The organism is Lysinibacillus telephonicus, assembly GCF_003966145.1.
Taxonomy (GTDB): Bacteria; Bacillota; Bacilli; order Bacillales_A; family Planococcaceae; genus Ureibacillus; species Ureibacillus telephonicus.
Genome location: NZ_RXNR01000026.1, coordinates 16,392 through 28,517 on the forward strand (window position 1 = coordinate 16,392; position 12,126 = coordinate 28,517).

The 12,126-nt window shown below is 38.5% G+C and carries 9 protein-coding genes; all 9 read right to left on the bottom strand.

Annotated elements, in window-relative coordinates; all coding sequences use genetic code 11:
• Positions 1 to 34: 34 nt before the first annotated feature.
• The 9 genes from EKG35_RS10625 to EKG35_RS10665 all read right to left on the bottom strand — a co-directional run bounded on the left by EKG35_RS10625 (position 35) and on the right by EKG35_RS10665 (position 12,117).
• A complete protein-coding gene (locus EKG35_RS10625; protein WP_221766327.1) occupies positions 35 to 361 on the bottom strand; it encodes a DUF5713 family protein in 327 nt (108 codons plus the stop codon).
• Positions 362 to 435: 74 nt separating this feature from the next.
• On the bottom strand, positions 436 to 1,047 hold the full coding sequence (locus EKG35_RS10630) for a hypothetical protein (protein WP_126294426.1): 612 nt from the start codon (positions 1,045 to 1,047) through the stop codon (positions 436 to 438).
• Between the two features lie 20 nt (positions 1,048 to 1,067).
• Positions 1,068 to 6,548 (bottom strand): RHS repeat-associated core domain-containing protein, encoded by a 5,481-nt coding sequence (locus EKG35_RS10635; RefSeq protein ID WP_126294427.1) that lies wholly within the window; start codon positions 6,546 to 6,548, stop codon positions 1,068 to 1,070.
• Positions 6,549 to 6,578: 30 nt separating this feature from the next.
• Positions 6,579 to 6,977, bottom strand: a complete 399-nt coding sequence (locus EKG35_RS10640) for a DUF4280 domain-containing protein (RefSeq protein ID WP_126294428.1) — start codon at positions 6,975 to 6,977, stop codon at positions 6,579 to 6,581.
• A gap of 99 nt (positions 6,978 to 7,076) precedes the next feature.
• The gene (locus EKG35_RS10645) at positions 7,077 to 7,580 is read right to left on the bottom strand and encodes a hypothetical protein (RefSeq protein WP_126294429.1); all 504 of its coding nucleotides are present in this window, start codon (positions 7,578 to 7,580) and stop codon (positions 7,077 to 7,079) included.
• Positions 7,581 to 7,654: 74 nt separating this feature from the next.
• A complete protein-coding gene (locus EKG35_RS10650) occupies positions 7,655 to 8,752 on the bottom strand; it encodes a pentapeptide repeat-containing protein (RefSeq protein ID WP_126294430.1) in 1,098 nt (365 codons plus the stop codon).
• A gap of 14 nt (positions 8,753 to 8,766) precedes the next feature.
• A complete protein-coding gene (locus tag EKG35_RS10655) occupies positions 8,767 to 10,398 on the bottom strand; it encodes a phage baseplate assembly protein V (RefSeq protein ID WP_148103511.1) in 1,632 nt (543 codons plus the stop codon).
• The gene (locus tag EKG35_RS10660; RefSeq protein WP_126294432.1) at positions 10,398 to 11,039 is read right to left on the bottom strand and encodes a hypothetical protein; all 642 of its coding nucleotides are present in this window, start codon (positions 11,037 to 11,039) and stop codon (positions 10,398 to 10,400) included. The genes EKG35_RS10655 and EKG35_RS10660 overlap by 1 nt, the downstream gene beginning before the upstream one ends.
• A gap of 301 nt (positions 11,040 to 11,340) precedes the next feature.
• Entirely contained in the window at positions 11,341 to 12,117 is a 777-nt protein-coding gene (locus tag EKG35_RS10665; protein WP_126294433.1) for a DNA and RNA helicase, read from the bottom strand.
• Between the last annotated feature and the right edge of the window lie 9 nt (positions 12,118 to 12,126).

The window sequence follows — 12,126 nt, forward strand, 5'->3', positions numbered from 1 at the left end:
GTAACGTATAAAGATACATTGTCTATTTAATTTTTTACCATTCTCTTTCTCTAATAGCTTCTTCAGTATCGATATCAAGCTCAAAATATTGTAAAATTTCTTCTACTGTTTCTCCAATTGAATCCCGTGCAACCGTTTCAATTTCACTATTATTTTGATAAAACTCATTCTGTAGCTCATTAATAGCTATAGTCATTTCATCTAACTTTTCCTGAATCTCTTCTATTGTATGAGTGCTTTCCTCAATAAAATGAACTACTTTAACAATATGCAATTTAAGTTTATCTACTAAAAACGTTGGAAAAAAAGGATCTTTGTACATATCCACTAGATATTTAAATTCAGAATCAAGTTTCTTCACAATGGTTCCTCCTCGATGTAATCAATAGAGTCTAAGCTAATGTTTATTAGAAAAATTTTTATCTATTCTATTACCTACTCATATTTCGGAACCCCATAGTGCCACATTTCTTCTACTGTTTTTAACGGATAATTATCTACACCAAGCAATCGTAGTTCTTTTAATGGATCAATCCAACGGCTATTCTCAATCGATAAAATTAAGCGACGCACCAATTCATAACCAGTATTGTATCCAATAATTTCATAGTTATTTATGATATTTGAGTCATTTCTATCAATATTATATTGAATAATTTCATTACCCATAATACCCTTATCACCGACTATAGGATCAATTTTCACCAAATTATATATTAGTTTATCATCACTGATTTCTGACCGACTCCCCCACTGTCCCCTGTCACTACTAATAAAAATCTCCGGTATAGGAATATTCAAGTTAGGTTGTACATTTTTTACTTTCCCCTCAGAACACTTTTTAAAAAAATCGTTTAGAACCATACATACCCCAAAAGGTTTCAAATTATTTAAATCGAGTGACTTCTCGTTAAAATTATTATTTTCACTCGAGATATTAAAAAATGCAACGTACGGAATATCTAATAATTGAGCAATGGTATACAAATTTTCTTTTAATTGTATTGAATGAACATCATTTTTCTTCCAACTAAACCTTTTTAACATACTAACATCCTTTCTTATCTTTATTTGCAGGTTTGAATATTCGCTCGTTTTTTCAATTCTGCTTCTGCGGCTTTTTTATACTTGTCTCTTTTGAGATTATTTTTTCCTACGGGACTTTGCTTGTTATCAACTTGATCTCTACCATATTTTTTAACATTTTCCTCGAATCCATATTGTTCAAGGCCACGTGCTGTATTCTTACCTTCTACACCTTCACCGTGATATACAATTTCAGGACGAACATCTGGAACTTTAGGATTTGAGGGATTAAATCCTTCAGAATAACGATAATTAAGTACTTCTAGAGCAGTTCGTCCAGTTCCCGGCATACTCGCGTAACCTGTATACCGCTTACCATTTCTTATACCCTCATAAGTAATATGTGTTCTCCCAGCTCCTGTACTTACATTTAATCCAAATGGATCTATCCAAATATTAGGATCAATAACGTAAGCATATAATGTTGGATTTCCACCAGCCAATCCAATCGGATCTATCTGAGTATATATACCCTCAGCTGGTGAGTAATATCGGAATCTATTATAATACAATCCTATTTCCACATCTTCATACTGCCCTTGATAACGGAATGGAATAAAGTCTTTCTCACCTGTAAATTCTTTCACTCGTCCATAAATATCAAGCTTAGCCGACCAAATTCTATTACCCTCATCATCATAAGCTTCTACGGGGGTACCAAGATAATCACTAATAATACTATAATGACCTTCACTCGTGATTTTAGCTGAAGGGACGAAGCCATCATTAAATACCCATGTGACTAGATTATCACTCTCTAGTTCTGTTGCATCATTCTGCGAGTCATACTCATGGAGAATCGTATCCCCATCCCACACGAATCTCATTGTCTTCTCATCAGAACACTTCTCTATCCGCCTGCCTAGTGAATCATACTTGAAAGAAACTTGTGTCTTGTCTGGTCGGATGACTTTTGACAACATCCCATTCCCATAATACTCGTACTTCCACGTATCACCATTGTTTTCGACTTTCTCGATGAGATTTCCTTCTTCATCATAAGAGAATTTGGAATCTTTTGTTTCAAGTAATCTACTGCCAGCACCATAGACACGATCTGACTTGTCTTTTGTTTCATATAGATTGCCGACATCGTCGACACTGCGGTATAGGAAATCAAATTGACCACCCTGATTAGACCATACGAGGTTACTAAATTCATCGTAACCATAAGTCACTTTTACACCCGTTAATTCGTTAACCATACTGCGTAATCGGTGATTGACATCCCAATGATAAACACGTCTTCGAGTATCGCGGTTTTGACTCCTTACCCGATGGTGTGTTGGTCTACCTGAAATATCATATTGCCATTTACTGATAACATCTCCAGGTAGGATTCTCTCAATCTCTTGACCTAGTTCATTGTACTGCATGGAAGCCGTCCACTGGCTTTGGTCGGAGTGAGAAGCGGTCATTTGCATGACATTGCCCATTTCATTACGAGCGACTGTAATGTTTGCGCCTAAGCTACTCGTAATTTGAGAACGGTTGCCAAGTTCATCATAGCTACTCGCAATCCAATGGTCGTTTTGCCACTCCTTGATGACTTGGCCGGATGCGTCGCGCTCGAGCTTGACCGTCACATGGTCGTTTGCCGTCTCTAGCAACAAACCATTTTTGTCATAGCTAAATGTTTCCCAAGTATCGTCATAATAATCCGCTCGAATGACATTTCCTAGATTGTCATGTTGATATGCTGTCCAGCGATTACCAGGTCGATTAATTCTCTGAACCAATCCTGCTAGACTTCGTTCATACGTTTTTGTCATATCATCAAAGCCAATTTCCTTGATGATATTCCCTTTCGCATCCCGTTCAAACTGATACGCTTCGCCTTTTTCGTTGAACACAGCAATTAACTGCTCTTCTGTATCATAGGCAAATCGAACTTTCTTCCCGCCTTGTTCTCGGGACTTCAAGCTGCCAAGAATGGTGTAATCAAAGGAAACTTGCGTATGATTGTCTTTCGCAAAAACCACATCGTCATAGCCATCATACTGCAACTGAACGTTGTTCCCATCTGAAAGAGTTGCTTGGACAAGCCTATTTAGGTAATCATAACGGTACTTCTCAGTGGCTCCTAACGGATTGGTCGTCGCAATACAATTCCCACGATCGTCATACTCCCATGTGGAACTTGTTCCATCTGGCAATGTCACTTTACTTAAGTTTAGATGCTTATCATAAGTTAAGCTTACCATATGACCTTGCGCATTCGTTACTGTGTCAATTAAATGATCCTCATTATAGGAGTATTCCGTTTTCGTGCCATCTTCTAAAATCGTTGCTTGTAATGTCCCATTGTCATTATACAACCATTGACGACATCCGCCCTCAGCATTCACCGCTTGAATCAGTCTATCCTTCTCATCGTATTGATAGGAAAGGGTACTGTCTGCTAGTGTAATCGTCACTGGATTGGCCCATTCATCATAGCTGTATGTTGTTACACGACCATCCTCATCTACTTCTTGCAGTAATTCAAAGTCTTTATTATATTCATAGCTGACTTCACTGCCATCTGGATGCACTATTTTCGTACAGAGATTATCTTCATTAAAATAATAAAAACTCTTATGGCCCAAACTATTCGTAATTTCGTTATAGCCCTCGTGATAAGAAAGCTCCCCCGCTAGTACATTGCCATCGCCCCAAGTTTTGATCACGCGTGCCCCTGTTGTCGGGCCATCATATTGCCAGAAAAAGGAGTTGTTATTGCGATCTATTTTTTGCGTCATTAAGTGGTTGTTATATTTGATAGTCGTGCTTTGCCCTAACGCATCTTGGATTTCGACTAAATCTTGTTCATTATTGTAACCATAACGAACTAATATTTTTCGCTCCATCTGCTTACACAGGGCGACTTCAGTCATTCGGCCTGCCTCATTCGTCGTCACCTCAAGTATTCTACCTACACTGTCGGTTACTTGAGACAAGTTGCCTTGATCATTGTATGCAAAGTGAATTTGATGATCTTGTTCGTTTCTTACCGCTTTTAATCGGTAGGTTGTCTCGGTTGTTTGTTCAAATACATAAATCAATCGAGTATCATGCTCAAACAAATGGTACTCCTCACCTGTATTTGTTAGCGTCATTCTTTCTCGTTTATTAAAATACGGCAAGTTTATAGGCAACATCGGGAAGCCTACTGCACGACCATCTGGTACAACAATCCCAATTAAGTCTTCTTCTTCAAACAATTCTAAAGCTAAATCATATTTAAAATGCATCCCATGACCTGACAAGCCAATCCGACCACTATCGCTGTACCAAACACGTTCCCATGAAAGTGGGATGGGACCAGGCAGTTCAAAATCGACGCCCTCATAAACCATACGCCCTGTGATTAAATCAACGGGTTCAAAACCATATTTACAGAATTTCTCACTTAATCCTTCTGTACTCTTAAACTTCTTTAATACTTTGTGGTTAAAAGTCGTTAAAGCGGCATTAGCTATTTTAATATTTTTCATACCATCAAGCGCCTTCGAAACGGCTTGTACTTCATCCATCATTTTAGCGACTTTATCTGCAGCCGTTTTCACGGGATTCGATGCTTTATTGGCTAGTTCCGTGACTTTATCTAGCGTTTTAGATACTTTTTCATAAGCAGCTTTCATGCCTTTAACTGCTGCTTTTGATGCACTTGCTGCCTTATCCACAGCTTTTGCAGCTTGACTTGCTTTCTCTGCTGCTTTTGCCGCTTTGTTGACCTTATAGGCTGTTTTGGCCGCATCACCAACAACTGGGATAGCACCCACTAAGTTCATGGCTGCACCTGCATAATCTCCTCGTGCCAAGCTAAGTCCTGCATTTGCAACATCCGCAATCGCACCTATACCAGGAATAAGCCCAGCGACATCGAGCGCTAAACTAACGCCATCTAAAATACTGCTAAACAAGCCTTTCTTTTCTTTCTTCTTCTCTTTCTTTTGTGGGATGATGACGTCAACTTTTTGCGTCGCTTCAATCGCTTCTTGATTTAATTTTGGAGGTTGACTTTGCTTCTCGGTCCCTTCTTGATGTATGAGCGTACTCATTAATTGGGTATCAGCCGCAAGGATTACATGACTATTTTCTTGCGCTGACACGGCTATCCATTCTTCCGCTTCTATAGATAGCTCTTTCATTCCACTCATTTCGAGAGTTTCATCCGCTGCTAGCATAATTGTACTGTTGCTTAGAAATGTAACTCCTTCGCCATCATCCATTTTTAATTCCAATACCCCATCTACCGCACTGAAAGTAATATCTCCCACACCTAATGTCATGTCTTTCCCGAAATTGGTTGCTAACGACTTAACGGTAGAATCCGCCATTTTTTTCGATGCTTTTTGCTTCCCCTCAGGTGTGACTGGATCCACACGTACTGAGTTGATGACAATTGCTTCTTCTTCAACGGCACTTGGAAAATGCAATTGGACACGTGCACCTAATTGAGGCATTAAATACATGACGCTATTGGCATCTGCTGAATAAGCAAACCAATGTGCTTTTTCTTTATCTTGTTTTTCATCAATATCTAAATGGATTTTGACAGTATTTTGTGTTACATCAATAATCTTACCTGTAAATGCTGCACCAATAAAATCTAAATTGCGTACCAATCGCTGACGAATACTTCTCTCTGGTTGAGCAGTATATTGAAACTTCAGCACACCAACGTCAAGGTTGATTTCTCGAACCGTTATGATATAGGTTCTTCCTTTTAATTGTACCAGCGTGCCTAACTCATAGGCTTCCGTGCTTTCAAACTCACAAAAGATATAATCTGCTTCGCTCACATCTGTGCCATCATTTTCAGTAATCAACCAATACGCATCCATATCCTTACGTAATTGATAAGGCAAATGGTCGATGGTTACACTTTTCTTACTTTGAGGTGGACCAAGCCAAAAACGAGGACCCTTACCTTGTAGATCAGGAAAAACAACCGCATGCAAATAAGATGCCATTCTTTTAATAAATGCCCAATCTGTTTCCATATATTGAATCGAAATATGACCAATCGCTTGATCATCAGAAGCATTATCGATGTAATCCCCATGAGGATAGGCTTCCACAATGGTATCCATTAACTGCTCATACGTCATACTCGCATCTTGAAAAGAACGTGAGCGCTTCACAATATCCATATTTGCTGTAAACGATACAGCCTCAACTGTGACATAATGCACCCCTTGTGATGCCTGTAACTCCGCATTTTCAATTCTTCCTGAGAATAATATGTCTCGATCCCGTCCAAATTTCACAACGACTTCATCTGTATTACTAACCCGTTGAATGTAGTTTTGAGCTTGCTCTTGTTCAATTATTCCAGTAAAATACAATCTCGCATGGTCATTGCCTCTATGTTTAATTGTTAACTTATCTAAACGAACAAGTGGATAAGGCCATACGAGATCAATATCCGCATAAGTACTGACCATGTGTACTTCTTGTTCTCCTGGTGACTTCATAACTTACCTCCTTTCAATCAATTTGATTATTTAAAAACCTTGTTTCGGTATGTCCAAATCCTCTTGCCCGTCATGGACAATTTCGATTTTCCCTCCACCTGAGGAGCATTGAGTATGACAGCGGTTTAATAACGCTTGCTTCCCTTCTATATGAACATTTTCCATCCCATCGATCCAATCAATGGAACATACTGGTGTACACGGTTTTTTCAATTTCAGGCACACACCGAATGTCGGGATGTTTTCAGGATTTCGATCTCCTACATTCATCATGGCTTTCCCTTTAATATAAACGCCATGATCTTGAGGCAAATTTAAATAATTCAGATGGCTTCCATGCTCACAGGAAATGATTGCTCCATGTACTACATAACTAAATTGCTCCTGATCCGAACTCTCAGTCTCCAAATTTTCCACAACTTTAGCCATTAGATATCCTCCCTTTCGTATCGAACTGTGAATAACTACATATTGACACTGTCCTAAAAACTAGCAGGCAGTAATTTATCATTATTTAGCAAACATGAACTATTGTTTTTCTAGCCTTACTCTTTGCAGCTGGAATCCTAGAAATGGTCGTCGTAACATACTTTCTGCCACATCTAAATTGACAATTGTGAAAGATTCCTTATCGGTGTCGACTTGAAAAATACAATCAAGTTCCACTTTCTTTGGACTAATCACCAGTTCTTTAATTAATCCGTCCGGAGTATAAGTCGTCTCATGGGAAATACAGTTCTTCTTCACAATATCTATAAGCCAATACAAACGCTGTGTTCCTTTCTTTACATCCGTAAACACAATGGCTGTAAAATCGATGTTATCCTCGTATTTCACTAACAGCTTTTTCAAATCATCCGACACAATTCTTTGGGGCTTATCTAAATAATCCAAATATAGTGCATTCTCTTTCTCTACTACTTCCGCGAATACAGACGAATAGACAAAATCATCATCGAATGCTTCACTTGTCTTTAAAGGAATAATTGGATTTTGTATACTTTGATCTTGCCGAAGAATAAAATACTCCATCTTTTCCTCCTTTTACCACCATCACTTTTGCGTATCTAATATTTTTTTGCCCCAAATCACATATGCGATCAAAGTTAACTAATCCAATGAATGTCTTTTATTTGTTCTGGGCTAAATTGAACCTTATGTTGATCTCGTTTAAAGAAGGTAGCCCCTTTTAAATTCGCGCCTGTAAAATCGGCACCTGTAATCTGCGCAAACTCAAACCTAGCATTTTCCAAATTGGCATTTCGAAAATCAGTACCAAGGTAGCACGCAACTTCACCACCCGAAAGCCTCATCGTTTTCCCCTGTGCGTGAGTAAAATTAGCGCCTACTAAATTGGCATTTCGAAAATCAGCATCTTGAATGACTGCATAAGAAAAGTCAACATTCGATAACTGACAATCTACAAAACTAGTACCAACGCAAACACTTTGTTTCAATAAAGCACCTTCTAAGTCACTGCCGTTAAAATTCGCATAGGAAAAGTCCAGTTGGTTGAAATGTTTATGCTGTAATTGTAGATTTGAGAAGTTTTCAAACGTATATGCTTTATTAGGCTCCCTTTGCTCCAACCATGAAACAAGATTTTTTTCCACCCGTTCCCGTTCGTCAAAGATCGCAACATCTTCACTAAACCCTTTATATTCACCGACACGGAATCTCAAGCACGCCGCTCGTTTGAAATTCATTTCAGGTACGCATTCTTTTTTATAGCGAAAGAGATAGCGTACCAATTGAATAATATATTGATGAAACAGGATCACTGTTTGTTGAATGATGCAACGAATGTCAGCAGTTTGGATGGTAAGATACGGTTTTCTTTCGTTTTCAAGCGTTTTTTGTAACTCTATAATCGCCTCACTAAGCCATTCCGCTTCAAACTGTGCCGTGCATTCTACCAAATCGTAATACCATGTTTCGCCATATGCTTCTAACAAATAAGTACACTTGTTTTCTAGTAATGATGTTCTCAGGCAGGATAGATGAATAAAGGCAACTGGCGCTAACACTTCCTGTTGTTGCTGGTCTTTAATTTTCGCAAACAGCTGTGCAAGTGAATCAATGATTGGCTGCAGCAACGTTTTCTTCTCTTGGCGGAACTGCTGATCTACCTTCTCTAGCACCTTGCCAACATGAACTGACACGCATTCATCCATAAAATGCTGTAACGCTTCTTCTCGTTTCATGATTCATGCCCTCACTAATTTGCTCGTACTTCTGTTCCTTTAATCTCCATTTTGTCTTCCATCTTGATGGAATTTTCTTTACAAGTCATCTCAATTTTCTCATTCGCATTAATCATAATTTGTTTAGCATTAATGACGACCTTCTCTGTTGCTTTTAAGTTAATATTTTTATCACTTATAATTGATATGCCATTGTCATCCATAAGTGTTATCATTAATCCTCCACCAGATATGACAATCCGATCTGGTGCAAGTAGAATTTGTTTTCCATGCTTTGTTCGGAGTGTTTTGACATCTGGATCAACCATTCGCCCTGGGTCTTGGCGACTATCCATTGCTGGTGCAGCACTTGATTGGCCACCGCCACCAAGGCTTGCTTGATTGCTTTCTGCTAACATCGCACCAGATTGTGGCGGCGCCTTAGCTACTGAACTAATCGCAATCCCTTCATCCTCACGATTGCTTGGGAAGTAGATTCTTACATTATCAGATAACTCTGGCATCACATACCAACCTGTATTGTCCTCTGAAGCATAAATCGTTGAATACGGGAACCAGTAGGCAGTATTTTTATCTTGATTCGCATCGAAATCGACGTGAATACGAATTTTATCGCCTGAAATATCAATTACTTTTCCTTGAATAGAAGCACCAATAATCGCTTGATTATAGGTAGTGCGGACACTAAAGCCGTTCTCAGGAGTTAACGTATAAATATGTTTGAATAAACCGTCTTTGATCGTCGAGAAGATTTTATATACATACAGTTTTCTTGATTGGAAAGTCACTTCATTGCCTATTTTGAATGGTTGAGTCGATTCAACCTCATAGTACATGTAGTCACTATCGCTAATCCCTTGAAGATAATTTTCACTGGAGATAAGGTAGTTGCCGATTGACTTTTTGACTCGATAATTGATTGCATCGATTTCCTTTGCACCCTCAGCTTGATAAGGTACACCAAAATAAAACTTCGGTGCTGGATAAACCGTTTCTGGCACTAATCCTGTATTGAATCGCGATGCCATTCGTTTAAGAAACTCCCAATCTGTCTCTAAATATTGCATCGTAAAATTGCCAAGTTTAGCCCCTTCGGTTACACAATCTATGAAATCTGCACCTTTTTGATCGGCAATACATGCATCTATTAATTCATTGTAGGTCATACTTGCATTTTGGTAGGTTTGGTTCTTCTTTTTCACATCTAACACATACGTATGGGAAACTGCTTTTACCTCTAAATAATAGTTATTCATTATCGATTTCACTTGTACATCTAACGCCAGCCCATTAAAAATGGGAACCGCTTTTCCATCACCGACAATTTGCAATACTTCAATAGCTGTTTCTACATCTGTTGTATATACATAACTATCTTCGAGTTCACTTGGAATCAGACCCGTTAAATGCAACGTAGCATGCTCATTCATTTGTTGTGTTATTTCAATTTGATGGACGCGAATATTATAGGGCATCACAATAATATCCTTATAAGTTAAGGCTGTTTCTTTCCCAGATTGATTGCCATTTTCGCTTGTTTTGTATACCTTATCTACTGATTCTTTCTGATTTGCCCCAGCAGTTATTTTTGCACTGTTTCCATCCAACGAATGATTAGCAAGTTTTTTCGTATCCATCCGGTCCATCAGACAACACCTTCTCCATCTAATATTTTGTTTTCAATCGAGATAGATTCCATCATGCCGTAAGCAAGTGGCTTCCAAATATTCATCTCTTTTTTCAAACAATTTACCGAGCCCATCGTTACATTCTCGCCTACCATAAACAAAAACATTAAGTTATAAATCTTGCTATCTAGTGCTGGCGTGATGAAATCAAAATAGCCAATTTGTACGCCATTTACTTCTTTCATGCCGATATCTAACATTTCTGCGTTTGGCTGTAATTTCCGAAGCATATTCATCATGTTGTGAGTGAAATCTTCTAATTCCTCCGGTTTAATTTCTTGTTCCATCATTTTCATCGTGACATTGATTGATGTACTTTCACTTGTATAGATATACTCGGGTCTACGGCTTGATGGGTATTTAATATCCATCAATTCAGGTGTCATCATTTCAAATGCTGTGGGGATGTACATCAGGATTTGATCGTCATAAAAACCAATTTTTACAAACTCCATCGTTTCATCCTCGATCGTTAGCTGACCATCTTTGATCGCTTTGACAATGTCAGTATGTAACAATTGGTTTTCGATGTTCTCCATTCGTTTCTTCTGCCTTGCATGTTTCGTCATCTCGGCAACTTGTTCATCCATAAAATCCATTTTTGACACTCCTTTGTTCCGATTAATATCTATTAATCGTGTTTTCTCAAAACCTAGTATTTGCTTCCTTACTAGCTAGACACCTTTGTTAGCTCTCACTCATCACAATCCCTCCAAATTGGCAATTGTAATTGTTTTTTATCATGGGAAATTTACCAGTAAATGAGCCTTCTCATAAGGTGAAATCTTGATAGAGGTATAAATCTAATGCTGGTGTTACGTGACAGTAGAAGATGGGATGGCCATTAATGTTCATCATGCCATCCATCTTGTCGCAGGTGCATTTTAGTAGAATTGACCCTCAATCAACTAGAATTGTTTTTCTTCCCATTCCACGCCTATCGGATCTTGTAGAGCTTCCCCCCATTAACTCCTGTAAAATACTTACTAAGTAACGGTGGAGCTGCCAATTTGGGTAGTCCTTGTAGTCCATCTCAAAGCGATTTGCTATATAATGAAGTAAAAGCTCTCTTTCAACGGTTGCATTATTTAAGCAAAGCATGGCAAACATCGTATCCTCCATCCCTTTACTTCCGATTGTTAGCACTTCTTTTGCAAAGTAGCGCAAAATCGATGGATGAATAGTGCTTTGACCGATGCCAGCATAATGAGTATGAATCACATTAAGGGTATTAAATTCAGTAGCAAAGTCCTCAAAATTTTGATAGTCCGAACGTAGGCGAGAACCTTTTTTTAATTTAAAACGGGCAAGCTCAAGTTCATTTGGTAGAATCTCTGTGTTGTCATCCAACAGCAGTTCGGTATCAAATCGCAGAAAATCCTGCTCCTGTTTTTCAGGGTAACAGCGTAATTTTACAATCGTTTCATTCCCTGACTCTTCATAGGCAATATTACAATCTTGCTCTATATAATAGAGATGACCATGTAACTTGACGATTCCCCTTGTAACTGTAAGACTTCCATCATTGACAATGACATTGGCTCCTGTAAGTATTCCATCGGAGTAGTCCTGGACATAAATATCCATTATATGTCGTGGATAGTCTCGTAAGTTTTCAAGCATTTCTAGTTTCAAAATCCGTCCTTTTTGAAAGGTAGGATAACAATTGATTGGCACGCTTTTCCC